Source organism: Pseudoalteromonas sp. NZS11 (assembly GCF_015864765.1).
GTDB lineage: Bacteria > Pseudomonadota > Gammaproteobacteria > Enterobacterales > Alteromonadaceae > Pseudoalteromonas > Pseudoalteromonas arctica.
The window spans coordinates 1-15066 of the sequence record NZ_JADYWP010000014.1; the positions used below are offsets into that span (position 1 = coordinate 1).

Below are 15066 nucleotides of genomic sequence, written 5' to 3' on the forward strand. Positions count from 1 at the left end.
ATATCAACGGATATTACAACAACGTTAGGCCACATCATTATAATGCCGGTTTAGCGCCAAATGAATCTGAGGTTAGATGCCAAGATTCTAAAACTGTGGCCAAAATTAGTTGACCACTACATAGTCCTATCAGATAAACCCATGTCAGTAACGGTTAACTCTAGGAGTTGGTCTAGGTCTTCATAAGATATGCTTATATCCCTATTTAAGCCAAAATCTGAAAACTCTTCGGGTAAAGAGAATTCTTCAGCTTTCACTGGGATAAAAACAATAGCGATTATAAGTAGCAAGCATTTTATCATGATCAATCCTTTGTTTATTTTTATTTTTATTTGTATAGCACTAGTTTAAATTTCAATCAACTAGATTAACCAATTGGCATAATATCGCTAGGTATTGTTAAGCGAGGTCTATCACTTTTGAGCTCATTTGTACCATGCCAAATATAGCTAGGAAAAATGATAATTTGTCCACTTTCAGGGCATATCTCGCGATCTATTGATTCTCTTTTTCCTAGATCAAGACATGTTTCTCCTAGCTTTAACCAGCCATTTTTAAGTGGATCATTTTTACTCATTTCATCAGGTATAGAAATATAGCTGGGTGCTGACAACCAACCGTGAGGATGAATATGATTGGCATGATATCCTCCATTTTCGAGTTTTACTGACCAGCTGCCTTTGGCAGTAAAGTTTAGGCTATTTCTTACCGTTAATGGGTGCATACTATCTGCTGGTAAATCATTTAAGTAAGTAGATATACATGACTCCATTGACTGCTTAAATAATGAGAGTAACGTATTTGAGCGATAGAGTAAGTGTCCTTCAGTTTGGCTTCCTCTTCGAACACTTTGATCAAGCGGGTCTTGTTCTTTAGTGTGTAAAGTAAGTAAGAGTTCCTTGAGATCCTTACCAAAAGAGTCAAACGACTTGTAGCCTTTAGGCGTAGGTAGAGCCATTGTTTTAACAAACATATCGTAATTAGTTAACCAATGATATTTATCGTCTTTAGCTAAGCGCCAAGCTGTGGATAAATAAGCCCAGATTTCTTGATTAAAAGGGTTGTGTTTAACTGCAGTGTTTAAGTGCAGTATTGCTTTTTTATATTCAAAATTTTCAATACAGTAGTTTACCAAATCTACACTATATCTTGCTGATTGGGGAGCCTGTGATACAAGCTCATCTAATATAATGAATGCTTTATCACTTTGCCCATGCTTACCTAAAATGATGCCATGAGCATGTTTTATGTCTAAGTTATCAGGGAAGAGCCTAATTGCTTGTGAAGATACATCAAGGGCTTGATTAAAATCTTTAAAATGTAAAAGCTGAGCTAGTTGTGATTGAACTAGTTGTGGGTTTTTAGCATGATTTAAGAATGTACTATCGTAGGAGCTCATAAGGGCTGATTTGTTTGCACGATCCCAGTATAATTTATTTAAACACTCATGCGCAGGTATATAGTTAGGAGCCTGTTCAAGACATCGTTTTAAATACTGCTCACAGAGCTCAAACTTTAGTAAATCATAATAAGTACAGCCAATCAAAAAGTTAACCTCGGGGCTATACTTGTTCTGCTTATCGCTTAGCATTAAAAATATATCTAAAGCATTGTCGAATTTACCCATATTGCGAAAATTACAAGCACGTTTATATTTAAATAAAAATTGATTTTTTAAATCGGCAGGTAAAGACAGGTAATAGCTTTCAACTAACTCTAAGTCACCCAAACGTTCTAGTAATTCAAGCTTTAACCAGTGATATCTCTCTTTTAAGGTTTCATCAGATAAGGTTTTAGAAAGTTCCTTTTTTGCTTGTAACAACTGGTTGGTTTTGATCAAGCTTTCTATAAAATTCAGAGATACCTTTTCGCTTTGTGCCAAATACCTTGTGTTTTTTAAAAAGTTTAAACATAACGAATGTTTAGCAGTTCTGCATAGCAAGTTTGTATAGTTTTCAATTAGAGTGAGGGATGAAGGAAACTTATTTACTGCGTAAGAATATGTTTGTTCGGCATTTTCATTTTGGTTAAGTGCGCTATATGTAGCGGCAAGTAAAATATACCAATCAACAGTTTTAATATCACATTTGTTTAAAAAAAGAATAGCTTGGTTATATTGACGTGAATTATAAGCAGTGAGCGCAGAGTTAAGAAAGTTAGACATAAAACACCCTATTTTTCGTACCATGTTAACAGGGTGTTTTTTAAAGTTAAATAATAAAATTTATTAAAGGTCTTTTATTTTTACTGAGCCACTATTATCAGTTTCTTTTAGCTTGAGAGCTCTAATTTTTTCGAGCATTTCTGGAGAGAAGCGGCCAAAGTCCATCGTTTTCTCCGAAATAGAATTAGATAAAAAGCTTATGTTAACAGCACCTAATCCTGAACCTGCGCCATCAGCTCCTATTGGTTTTGATGAGTTATTTGCAACAGCATTGAGCATGGCGGCAGGATTTGTTGACGCTGCGCCACCAAACTTTCGCTCTGTGCCATAAATATCAGTGATTCTCCAATCTTCAATACCTATTTTAAAGCTCTTAGCATATTTTATATCAGAGCTCATTGGCGGGTTTGCATAGTCTTTTAGGTGCTCTCGTAAATCTTTCTCGAAGTTTTCGAATAATGGTTTAACTTGCTCATAGTACTTAGAGGCATAAAGGCGATTTTTTCGCTTGATACTAGTTCCTCTATTTGAATTGACAAATTCTTCAGCGTTTTCAACTAATTGATGATAAACCTTGTTTCCTTTATATGCTTCGGCACGAATGTTAGGACTTCCTATATTTCCTTGATAAAACCCATACATAACTATTGGCTTTTTTATACCAAACTTTTTAAAAACAATATTTTGTTGTATATCGTTTAAAGAAAGTTTATGGCCAGCAACATTTAAAAACTCATCCTCTAAAATTGAATTGCTGCCAAAGAGTAAATCTTCTGTATCGCGAATAGGATAGTGTGTGATTAGTTTTTCTAACATGGCTGTATTGTAAAGGTTTAACCAATAAGCAAGTTGCTCATCAAGGCTGAGTTCGTTAAGTGAGATTTCATTTGGCAGACTTTCTAGGCTAACTCTAATCTTATAAAAACCATCTTTAATCTCTGATTTTGTTACTTCTTCAAAGAAGAAACGATTTGCTTCTAATGCTGTGTCGTTATTTTTATGCGACTTCATTCTTGTACCGATAGAGGCTTGAGAATTTAGTTTGGAACGATCTGATGCTCCAGTATTAATTACAGTAAAACTTAGAAGAGTATCTAAGTCATCATATGAGACAGAAATATCTCTATTTAAACTAAAATCTGAAAATTCTTCCGGAAGTTCTTTTAAATCAGCGAAAGCTGAACAAGAGACAAGAAGTATAAAAATAAATGCGGAGTAGGTTTTCATAGCAATTCCTTTGTTTGTTAGGAACACCATCATCTACAAATGTTAATTCACTTTCAAGGTTCGTTTACATTTAATTCCATTTCATTAGCATGACTCCAAAAAGTGAAATATTGCTCTTTGGTTAATGGTGATTATATGGCAACGTGTTGATTTTTTGTTTCTTTAAGTTATTGTAAATTAATGTGTTTTTTCGTTGTCAAAGTGTTGACCTTTTGCTTGAGTTGGGACTACTATTCAAATCGAAACAGGTACTGTGATTAATTACAGACCGTTTTGAAAACAAAATAATTAAAATAGAATTCTAGGGAGAATCATATGTTAAATAATAAAATTTCAAAGGCAGTTCGCTTAGCTATTGCTTTTAGTGCGGTATCCACCGCTGCTTTTTCTGCAAGCTCTATGGCAGCAGAAAAAGAAAAAGTTGAGCGTATAGAAGTAACTGGGTCTCGCATTAAGCAAGTTGATATGGAAACATCATCACCAGTAACTGTTATTACCGCTGCAGATCTACAATTATCAGGTGAAGCATCAGTTGCTGATGTTTTAAATAATACTTCTGTAAATAGCTTTGGTTCATGGCGTGGTATGTCTGGCTACGGTAACGGCGCAGCAGCAACAAGTAATATTAACATGCGTGGCCTTGGGGCTGAGTACACATTAGTGCTACTTGACGGTCGCCGTATGCCTGGTACAAGTTCGTCTTCAGGCGCTGCCGCAGATACTTCTCGTATTCCAATGGCAATAGTAGAAAGAATTGAGATTCTTCGTGAAGGTGCTTCTGCTGTATATGGCTCAGATGCTGTTGCAGGTGTTATTAACATTATTACAAAAAAAGACTTTAACGGTTTAAGTTTTTCATATGATACTGAGCTACCTAGTGCCGAAGGTGGTGATACAAATCGTTTTAACGTAAGTACAGGTTACTCTGGTGAGAAGGGTAATATTACATTAACTTATGAATATTATGATGCTGAATCAGTATACGATAGAGATATTTGGAAATTAAATGATGAGACTTATGCTGATTATTCGTCATTTAGCTCAGTTCCAAATGGTAATGGTGCTAGTGGTTGGGTTACAAGCCCTACTATGTGTGCAGAATCAAATAACACGGTTGATGGTGGCACTCGCTGTTTATATAACTATGGTGCAGTAACTAAGTTATTTGGTGATACTACTCAGAACTCAATGCTTTCAAATTTCAATTATGAATTCACTGATAACTTAAAGTTCCGCGGTCGCGCAAGTGCATCACTTTCTGAAACTGATTCTCGCTATGCAGGTACACCTGTATCTACAAACCAACCAACTATGTTGGCTGATAATCCTTTAAACCCTGTAGGCGAAGATTTAACTCTATACATGCGCTCAGCTAACATTGGTGAGCGAGATACTCGTACTGAAATTAATAGTATTGATTTCTTAGGTGGTTTAGTCGGCTTTGTAGATGTTGCAAATGGTATTGACTGGGAATTTAATGTACAACACAGCCGTTCTACAACTAACTCATTCAATACAAACCTGATAAATGATGATGTTGTTCAGAAGTTAATTGATAGCGGCGAATATGATATCTTTAATACATCAGGAATGAGCTTTGCTAACTGGGATAGCAGCATGAAAGACTTGTATGGGCAAGCTGCTCACACAGGTGTGTATCAAGCTCGTTTTACAAGTACTCAATTTGATACGGTAGCATCTACATTATTGTTTGATAATGGTGATGTTTCGATTGCTGGCGTAGTTGGTGCTGAATTTGAGCAAGTAGAATTTGAACAAATGAGTGACCCTCAATCGGCTTCAGGTCGTGTGTCAGGTGGCTCAGGTGGTGACGATGTTAATGCAGAACGTGATAGAACATCTGTATATTCAGAGCTTCAAGTAAACCTACCATACAATGTTGATATTAAAGCAGCTGTTCGATACGACAAGTACGAGCAAGAAGGTGACGTTGGTTCACAATTTGTATCAGGAACATTCGATAATGTTGCCCCTCAAATTGGTGTTGCATGGCGTCCTTCTGATGCGCTATTAGTGCGAGCTAGCTGGGGTGAATCGTTCCGTGCACCTAACATGGGCGAAATGTTCTCTAGTCAGGCACTAAGCTTCGAAAAAGCTTACGATACAATTTGGTGTGATACGCAAGGCAATGCAGGTTCTGATGCTATTTACTGTAACCCAAATGCTTCACAGCAACATAAAACTTGGTTTGGTGGTAATCCAGATCTTGAGCCAGAAGAAGGTGAATCATTTACAACAGGTTTTGTTTGGAATGTAACAGATGACTTATCTGTAGAGCTTTCTTACTATAATATTAAGTTAGAAAACAGAATTGCAGCAGTAAGTGTTGAACGTCTATTAAAAGACGAGCAAGACAATGGTTCTAACCCTGCAGTAGTTCGCGATCCAAATACAGGTCGTATTGATGTAATGTACAGCTTTGACCAAAATATGGCGAGTTTAGAAACATCAGGTTTTGATTTTAAAACAGCTTACATGTTTGAATCTAGCATTGGTAACTTCGCTCTTAAAGGTGAGTTAAGTTATGTAAGTGACTTTGAAGAAGTAACAGAAGAGGGTGCTGACGCATTCGATTACGCTGGTTTACAAGAGTACCCAGAGCTTCGTGGTAATGTTACCTTTGATTGGACAAATGATGCATTTGGTGCAGCATGGACTACATACTACATAGGCGACCAAGACTCAGGTAATGAAGAGTATGGTGTAACATATTTAGCTGATATTCCAAGCTATATTAAACACAATATCCAAGTATCATATAACCATGAATGGAATGGTAAGTTTGTACTAGGTGTGAACAATGTGTTTGATAAAGAAGCACCACAGCTAAACGATGGCACTAGAGGTTATCGCGATGCTTCAACATCATTATATGATGTTTTAGGCCGAGCTGTATTTTTAAAAGTTGAACAAAACTTCTAAAAATCGTTTATAGATTATGTTTCGTCTTTAATACGTTGACGACTATAAAAAAAGGTCAGTTGCTTATGCTTCTGACCTTTTTACATTTGGTTTGCAATTTTATCTTTAAAATTTTAATTATGGTTTGTATGTACTTACTGGCCCACTTTATTTTTAAGTTTGTTACCTTGTGATTTTCCGATTATATTCACCTGACACGAAAAATAGATAATGTGGTTTTTTAATAGAGTCGAAGTAATGATATTTGCAAATTACATATAAGTTCATAGCTGCTTTATTGTACTGAAAGCTGGCATTTATTATTCAACGGATTAGTAGTATTTTTTATCGACTATATATTTTATAAAATGAAGTTCCCTTATACATCGACAATTTATATTAAATTACTCCTAATTTAATAAGGTAGGACTAATAGCGTATATTTAACAGAGGGATTATTTAGTTTATATCTTGTAATAGTCATTTCTGAAAAATACCCTTATACTAAAAAAGAATATTTAAATAAATCTAATCACACAATTTAGCGAGATATAAATGAAAGAAGTCCGATCTTTTATTAAAACAGCATCATTAACGGATCTTGAAAAAGCCCAACAGCTTATCAATGATGCAATTTCAAAATATACCCAGCAGCAAAAAGCGAAACAGGAAGTTTTGGATCTTTTAAAAGAAAAAGGACTTACGCTAGAAGATTTACAAGATGGAGCATCTGACAAACGTACCAAAGTTAAGCCTAAGTACCGCATGGAACTTAATGGTGAGACTATTGAATGGACAGGCCGTGGCCGTCGTCCTAAAGCGTTTGAAGGTGTTGAGCTTGAGAAATTTTTAGCTTAAAGCTAAATATAAGAGAAGCTTCGGCTTCTCTTTTTTGTTTCCCCCTCAATAAAATATAATTAAAGTTTAAAACTCCCAGCTATTATTTGCTAAAATCTCTTCACTCAAACCTATTTGTTTTCCCATGAGCTATAAACTAAGACCTTACCAGCAAGAAGCCGTAGAACGAACCGTTTTACACTTTAGAAAGAGTAATGATCCTGCCGTTATTGTACTACCAACCGGCGCAGGTAAGAGTTTGGTTATTGCTGAACTTGCCCGTATTGCTAAGCAAAAAATATTAGTACTTGCTCATGTCAAAGAGTTAGTAGAGCAAAATTCGCAAAAATATAAAAGTTTTGGTTTAGAGGCGAGTATATTTTCAGCAGGTTTAAAAGAAAAGTCATTAAACCATCAAGTAACCTTTGCCAGTGTGCAATCACTTTCTCGTAATTTAAATAAATTAAATGAGCATTATTCGTTACTTATTATTGATGAATGCCACAGGGTAAATGGGGATAAAAAAAGCCAGTACGGAAAAGTAATAAGTAGTTTAAAAGAATATAACCCTCAGTTAAAAGTATTGGGTTTAACAGCAACACCTTATCGGCTAGGGACGGGGTGGATATACCATCATCATTATCATGGCTTTGTTAAAGGTACTCAAGAAAGTCCGTTTAAAAGTTGTATTTTTGAATTGCCGCTCAGGTATATGATCAAACATAATTATTTAACGCCGCCAAACGAAGTTGATGCAGCGATTAGCCATTATGATTTTTCGTCTCTAGATAGCAATGCATTTGGGCAATATACGACTGATGATATGAATGCGCTTTTAAAAAACAGTGAGCGCGCAACGAAAGCTATATTACAGCAAGTAATTCAATACAGTGAAGAGCGTGAAGGTGTTATGGTTTTTGCCGCCACGGTAATGCATGCTCAGGAAATATTAAGCTACCTACCAGCTCATCAAAGTGCACTTATAACAGGTGATACGCCAAACACTGAGCGCGATAAAATCATTAAGCAATTTAAAGCTAAGCAATTAAAGTATCTAGTTAATATATCGGTACTAACAACCGGCTTTGATGCGCCACACGTCGACTTTATAGCTATTTTAAGACCTACAGAATCAGTTAGTTTATATCAACAAATTGTGGGGCGAGGTCTCAGGTTATCTGAATCAAAAACGGATTGCTTAGTAATAGATTATGCTGGCAATGGTTTTAATTTATTTCACCCAGAAGTAGGCGATAAAAAAGGCGATAGTGATAATGAACCTGTGCAGGTACTTTGTCCTGGCTGTGGTTTTGCGAATATATTTTGGGGTAAAACTGATTCCGCAGGAAAAGTAATAGAGCACTTTGGCAGGCGCTGTAAAGGGCTGTTAGAAGATGATGATGGGCATAAAGAGCAGTGTGATTATCGTTTTAGGTTTAAAGAGTGTGAGCAGTGCGGTGCCCAAAATGATATTGCTGCACGTAAATGCCATGATTGTGGCGCGGTTATGGCCGACCCTGATGATAAGTTACGTAATGCATTAAACTTAAAAGACGCACTTGTGCTTCGATGTAGTGGGTTATCGGTAACTCAAATTAAAGATGAACTTATTAAAATAACGTATTTTGATGAAGATGGTGCAAGTTGCGATGAAGTATATAACCTCGCAAATAAAGGCGGGCAATTTATATTTAATAAGCAATTTGGTCTACGAGTAGGGCTTGGGCAAACACCTATTAATTTTAAAACTGCAGAGCAAGTAGTAAAAGCACAATTTGAATTAGTACCACCGGATTTTGTTATTGCACGAAAAAGCAAAAAGTATGGTTGGAAAGTGGCTGATAAGCTATTTGACTATAAAGGGGGTTTTAGAAAGGCAAATCAGTTAAGCCGCTAAGCTTAACTGATAGAGTACATTGGACTAATACAATTAAAAGGGCAACTAAGCCTCGTCACCGTCCATTAATCCCCAGCCGTCACCATATCCATTAAAGCTATTAGCAATGCTTTCAATGTATTGCTCAGCTTGGCCTAAAAGGGTGTGCTCTGGCACCATTTGTACTTGAGTGATTACTTCCCAAACGCCAGTGTCTTTACATTTTTCAAGCTCAGCATTTTGAACTAATGCATCAGAGACTATTTCTTTAGCAAATTTTTCAGCATCGGCTTCTTGTTCAAATAAAATAAAAAAATCGACTTGGTGCATTTTATTTAAATCAATGCCAGCAGCGGCTATTTCGGCTAAAAGTTGGCCGTTATCATCATCAGGGAATTGCATTAAAAGCTCATTTAAAATTAATTTTGTATTCGTAGGCACTATTGTAACTAAAATATTGTCTCAACGCGTACTAATTTTAATTATATCAACCTTTATACAATACATAATTTATCATCTTAGATTGCCATTAAGTTAATGTGTTGCTCATTATGGCTATGCTAATATGCTTTTAATTCGTCAATTGTATATTTAAGATATTAAAAGTAAGGATATTTACTTGTTTATTAAGTTTTTACGTTGCATGTGTGTTGTGAGCGCTTTAATTGCGACAAATAGCTATGCGGCAGAAAAAGTCATAGAAGATTACGAAATTGAAGGGTTAAGTGGCGATTTAGAAAATAACGTAGCCCTTTATCTCAAGCAATTAATTGGTGAAAAGCCAACCCGTACACTTCGTCGTTATGCTCAAAAACAAGTACAAAATAGCATCAAAGCACTTGGCTATTATAGCCCGACCGTCGAGGTTATTTATGATAAAGACGACAGCGAGCTAATTGTTAAAGTTGAACGGGGGCCTGCAACTCGCATAGAAGCAATTAATATTACGCTAAACGGTGATGGTCAAAGTGATACTCAATTACAGGCATTGATTAAAAGCAATCACTTAAAGCAAGGTGATGTTTTAAATCATGGTAAATATGACTCTGCTCATAAAAAAATAGAATCTATGTTGCTGGAGCTTGGTTATTTTGATGCTAAGTGGCCAGCGCGCAAATTAGAAGTGTCGCTTAAAAAAAATAGTGCTGTTATTACTTTCATAATTGATACCGGAGTTAGGTATCAGTTTGGCGATATACAAATTGCCAGTAGTACACCCGCTGAAAAATACATACGCTCTATAGCGCCTTTCTCTCAGGGCCAACCTTATAAATCAACACATATTGCTGACTATAACTTGGATTTATCAAGTACCCCTTATTTTGCCAGTGTGCGTGTTTATGCTGACATAGCAGCGCGCAAAAATAGCCAAGTACCGATTAAAGTTGAAGTATTACCCAAGCCAGCTAACAGCTATGAAATTGGCGGTGGTTTTAGTACTGACTTAGGACCCAAGGTGCGTTTTAAATGGAGTAAACCGTGGATCACAGAAGACGGCCACTACCTCGAAACTAATTTAAATGTGGCACAAAAGCAGCAAGATATTTCCATGGCTTATACAATTCCGGTTGATGATCCTAATGATGATTTATGGCGATTCTCTGTCGGTTATAAATTAGAAGATGAGCTCACAAACGACACTTACAGTGAAATATTAACAGGGCAGGTTCAGCGCCAATGGTTGACTGAAAATAAGTGGGTGCGTACTGCATTTTTACGCCGCGACCAAGAAACCTACCGTATTGGTGATGAAGACGAAGAAAGTACCGAAATGTTAATGCCTGGCATTAGCTACGCGCGCAAAAAATCAAAAGGCGGCACGACTCCCTATTGGGGAGAGCAGTGGCTTATATCTGCTGAGTTTGGCTTAGATGAGGTGCTTTCGAGTACTAATCTGATTAGGGTGCAAATGCAACATGCTTGGCTACGCACTTATTTTGACCGCCACTTGGTGTTTTTAAAAGCGAATGTGGGAGCAATGCTTGTTGATGATATTAACAACGTGCCATTTTCACTTCGGTTTTACGCAGGTGGCGATCAAAGCGTTCGTGGTTTTGCGTACCAATCAATTTCGCCCGAGAACGATGATGGCGAGCTAATAGGTGGTAAGTATTTACTATCGGGCACGATGGAATATAACTACCAGTTTGCTAAAAATTGGCGAGCAGCTTTATTTGTTGATGGTGGTACTGCGACTAATGATTTTTCTGATGATTTTGAAGTAGGTGCTGGTTTTGGTTTTCGCTATTTAACACCCGTTGGCCCCGTGCGTATAGACCACGCTTGGGGATTAACAAAAGAAAGTAAAAGCACACGTTTAAGTATTACCATAGGGCCAGAAATTTAATGTCAGTATTAAAAAAGATAACAGCCGCCGTAAGTGCTATTTTTGTCACGTTAGTTGTTGCACTATTTTGTTTGTTATTTACCGCACCCGGTAATCAATTTATTGCTTATAGTGCAAATAAAGCGGTAGATGGACTGCATATTGAAATTAAAGATGGCCGTTTTATTTATAATGATTCCTTTAATGTACGCTTTGCTAGCAACGGATTGGACTTTAATGCACAACAATTGAAAATTGATTTGTTTTGGTGGCAGTGCGATGGAATTTGTATAGATAACTTAAGTGCTAAATCTATAAATTTAACATTACCAAAAACTGCAGATTCACAAGAAGCCGCGGCAGAGCCGCTTGAAAAAATCAGCTTACCTTTTAATATTGCTGTAAAAAACATTGCGATCAATAAATTTACTCTAGAGCATCCAAGTGCAAACGTAAGCGTTAATAACTTTAAACTCTCAGCAAAAGCAGAGGGTTCAAAGCTGACGGTTAAAAGCCTGAATATTCCCACCATACTTGTTGCTTTAAAAGAGCAAGAACAAGATGCGAAAACACAAACGGCGCAAAATACTCAAGCGCCTTTAACGCACCTACCCGCATTACCTAATATAGAATTTACTTCACCACTTGATTTAGTTGTTGAAGACTTTGAAATTGCTAAAATTACGATTGAGCAAAACGAAGCCCAACATGTTATTGAAAGCATCTCGCTGCAATTAAGTGTGGAAGATGCGGTTATTAATTTAGAGTCATTCTCAGCAAAGTATGAACAGTGGCAGCTTAATACGCATCTTAATGCTGAGCTTGCAGGGAATTTGCCCGTGAAAGGGGATGTTGTTTTACAAAGTGACGAGCATCAAGCCAATTTGCAGTTGAATGGCGACTTATCAAATCTAAACTTAAATTTAGAAACACAGGGGCAATATCCACTTAGTTTAACGGCAACAGCAAATTTAAAGCAAAAAAACTATCCGTTTGAGTTAAATGGAAAAATTAAGCAGTGGCTTATTGATGCACAAAGTAATGAGCTTAAATTGCGAAATGTAAGCCTTAACGCACAAGGTAATGCTGACGACTATCGGCTTAGTCTTCAGGCGAATAGCCAACTAGGCGCGTACCCAGCTGTTGACTTAAATACCCAATTAAAAGGCAGTCTTACCAAAGCAACTTTACAAGCGCTAAGCATTAAAGCAAACGAAAGCAGTGCAACTATAAAAGCCAATGTTGATTGGCAAAAAGGCATACAGGCTAACTTTAATGGCACGGTTGCTAACTTAAAAGCGCAGTACTTAACTGATGTCGCTACCAGTGATATTTCAGGACAGTTTAAAGGCTCGTTTAGTGCAGCTGACGACAAGTGGCAGCTACAAATGAATAATACAAAGTTAAGCGGGTTACTTAACGACGTGCCACTAGAATTTGCCTCAAACTTTAAGCTCGATAATATGTTAAAAGCTAATATTGATAGCTTTTATTTAAGTAGCGGCACCAATAAATTAGCACTAAGCGGGCAAGTTGATGATACTTGGCAGGTTGATGGCAAAGTAACGCTAAAAAGTGATGAAAAAGCTAATATTCCATTTACTGCCGACGGTAACGCAAATTTAAAAGTGAGAGGGGAAAGGTTAACGCCGTCTGTTGATTTAGCACTAATACTAGATCGCTTTATTTTTGATGAAATAAACATTAATAAATTATCAGTAAAAGGGCAGTTAGATACCGCAGCCGATTGGCAAACCGATGTTTCGGTAAGTGTTGGTTCGGCGCTTGTGGCCGAACAACAAATCAATAGTGTTAAAATTGATATTAGCGGCGACAAAACAGATCACCAACTTACGGCATCTGTAGATGCCGAGCAAGGCAGTGTAGAGCTTGAAGTTAATGGCAAAATTAATAATACCACTTGGAATGGCGAGCTTAGTAATGTAACGCTTAGCGATAAAAAGCTTAGTTTTAGTAATACTAAAAATATTGCCATTATGGTTAATACGCAAAGTGGCGACTTTGATGTGAGTGCACATTGTTGGGCATCTGATCAAAGTGAATTATGCATAGACACCTTAGCGCAGTCAAAAAATCTCGGTCAGTTAAATGCTAAACTAAGCAACTTAGCACTTGAGGAGCTTAAGCACTTTTTACCTAATAGCATTCGTACTCGCGGTAATATAGCTGGCGATGTAGCACTTAATTGGCAAAGCGGCGCGCTTAAAACATTACGCGCAAATATCGATTCTAGCGACTTAGAAGCAGTGCTAACCTCGGAAGAAGATCGTTTTAAATTACCAATCGAAACTCTAAGTATTAGTGCGTTTTCGGATTCTCAAATTGGCAAGCTTGAAGCTAATTTAGAATCAAGTGTATTAGGCAAAATTAATACACAAATTAATATCGACGATATACAAAATACGCAAGCGCTTAATGGCACCATTAATATCGATAAAATACTCCTTTCAGACTTACAACCTTTTCTTGAAACCCTCGAACAGTTAAAAGGTGATATTAGCGGTAAAGTGGCGTTAGCAGGTACGTTAAAAGATCCTTTATTAAATGGGGAGCTTAATGTGAGCGATATTAGTTTAGAGGGCGAGCAATTACCTATAGCGCTGCAAAAATCAAATATAAATGTATTGTTTGATAAAGCAACAGCCACAATAAAAGGCAACTTAAACGACAATCAGGGCGGTAAAATAGATCTCACTGGTGATGTTGATTGGCAAGGTGCGCAACCTGCTGTAAATGTTGCTGTAGTTGGCGAGCAGTTTTATGTACGCGCGCAGCAAGGGGTTACTTTTAAAGTATCGCCGGATTTAAAAATAGGCTTGGCTAATAATGCACTCAAGCTTGCTGGTGAGGTAGTTGTGCCTTACGGTCGTATAATGATTGAAGAGCTTCCTGAGGGCGCGGTGCAAGTTAGCGATGATGAAATTATTGTTGATCAAAAAACCGAGGCCACCGAAACAGTTCCGTTTGATTACGACATAGATTTAAAAGTGATTGTTAAAAACGATGTAAAAGTAGAGTCGTTTGGCTTGGAATCAAAAGTTGCGGGTGATTTAGCGATAAAAATGAGTCAAGGTGCGCCAATCATAGCCACAGGTGAGCTTAACTTAATTGAAGGTACTTACTTAGCCTTTGGGCAAGATTTAATAATCAGCACCGGGCAAGTAGGTTTTAGCGGTTCAATTGAACAACCATTTTTAAATATTAAAGCAATACGTAACCCCGATACGACTGCAAATGGTGTCATTGCAGGGGTTACGCTCACGGGTAATGTTGAACAACCAACGCTTAAAATATTTTCTGAGCCTGCGATGGATCAAGCTCAAGCACTCGCATATTTACTTAATGGCCAACCTTTAGGCGATGGAGAAAGTTCGTCAAGTGATGCTATGCTTACGCAGCTATTACTCTCTCAAGGTGTTAGCCGCAGCGAAGGGGTTGTTTCTAAGGTAGGTGAAACCTTTGGGCTGTCAGATGTAAGTTTAAGCTCATCAGGTAGTGGTGATAGCACCAAAGTAGAAATATCAGGTTACGTAGCACCCAGTTTGCAAGTTAAATATAGCGTGGGTGTATTTGATTCACTCAGTGAAGTGGCTGTGCGTTATCAGTTACTTTCACAGTTATACATAGAAATAACGAGCGGCCTATACCAAAATGTTGATGTGCTATATAAGTTTGACTGGGAATAACCAAAAC

At 37.2% G+C, this 15066-nt stretch carries 8 protein-coding genes; 5 read left to right on the forward strand and 3 right to left on the reverse strand.

The features are described from left to right. Positions 1–367: 367 nt before the first annotated feature. Both I6E82_RS18550 and I6E82_RS18555 read right to left on the reverse strand, forming a co-directional pair. The gene (locus I6E82_RS18550; protein ID WP_197118462.1) at positions 368–2164 is read right to left on the reverse strand and encodes a 2OG-Fe(II) oxygenase family protein; all 1797 of its coding nucleotides are present in this window, start codon (positions 2162–2164) and stop codon (positions 368–370) included. Between the two features lie 63 nt (positions 2165–2227). Next, positions 2228–3391 carry a DUF547 domain-containing protein gene (locus I6E82_RS18555; RefSeq protein WP_197118463.1) on the reverse strand — a complete coding sequence of 388 codons (1164 nt, stop codon included), beginning with the start codon at positions 3389–3391 and terminating at the stop codon, positions 2228–2230. Positions 3392–3706: 315 nt separating this feature from the next. Here I6E82_RS18555 and I6E82_RS18560 point away from each other — a divergent pair, with 315 nt between their 5' ends. The 3 genes from I6E82_RS18560 (at position 3707) to I6E82_RS18570 (ending at position 9047) form a co-directional block, all read left to right on the forward strand. Further along, a complete protein-coding gene (locus I6E82_RS18560; RefSeq protein WP_076924415.1) occupies positions 3707–6334 on the forward strand; it encodes a TonB-dependent receptor in 2628 nt (875 codons plus the stop codon). Between the two features lie 534 nt (positions 6335–6868). Beyond that, positions 6869–7171 (forward strand): H-NS histone family protein, encoded by a 303-nt coding sequence (locus I6E82_RS18565; RefSeq protein ID WP_007586043.1) that lies wholly within the window; start codon positions 6869–6871, stop codon positions 7169–7171. Positions 7172–7295: 124 nt separating this feature from the next. After that, positions 7296–9047, forward strand: coding sequence for a DEAD/DEAH box helicase (locus I6E82_RS18570; protein WP_197118464.1), 1752 nt, complete (start codon positions 7296–7298; stop codon positions 9045–9047). A 45-nt stretch (positions 9048–9092) separates the two neighbouring features. Here I6E82_RS18570 and I6E82_RS18575 read toward each other — a convergent pair whose 3' ends face one another. Next, positions 9093–9428 (reverse strand): ribonuclease E inhibitor RraB, encoded by a 336-nt coding sequence (locus I6E82_RS18575; RefSeq protein ID WP_007378192.1) that lies wholly within the window; start codon positions 9426–9428, stop codon positions 9093–9095. 217 nt (positions 9429–9645) lie between these two features. On the opposite strand from I6E82_RS18575, the gene I6E82_RS18580 reads away from it, so the two are divergent. Both I6E82_RS18580 and tamB read left to right on the forward strand, forming a co-directional pair. Beyond that, positions 9646–11373: an autotransporter assembly complex protein TamA gene (locus tag I6E82_RS18580; protein ID WP_197118465.1), complete on the forward strand. Its 1728-nt coding sequence runs from the start codon at positions 9646–9648 to the stop codon at positions 11371–11373. Next, positions 11373–15059 carry an autotransporter assembly complex protein TamB gene (gene tamB / locus I6E82_RS18585; RefSeq protein WP_197118466.1) on the forward strand — a complete coding sequence of 1229 codons (3687 nt, stop codon included), beginning with the start codon at positions 11373–11375 and terminating at the stop codon, positions 15057–15059. The genes I6E82_RS18580 and tamB overlap by 1 nt, the downstream gene beginning before the upstream one ends. The last annotated feature ends 7 nt before the right edge of the window (positions 15060–15066 follow it).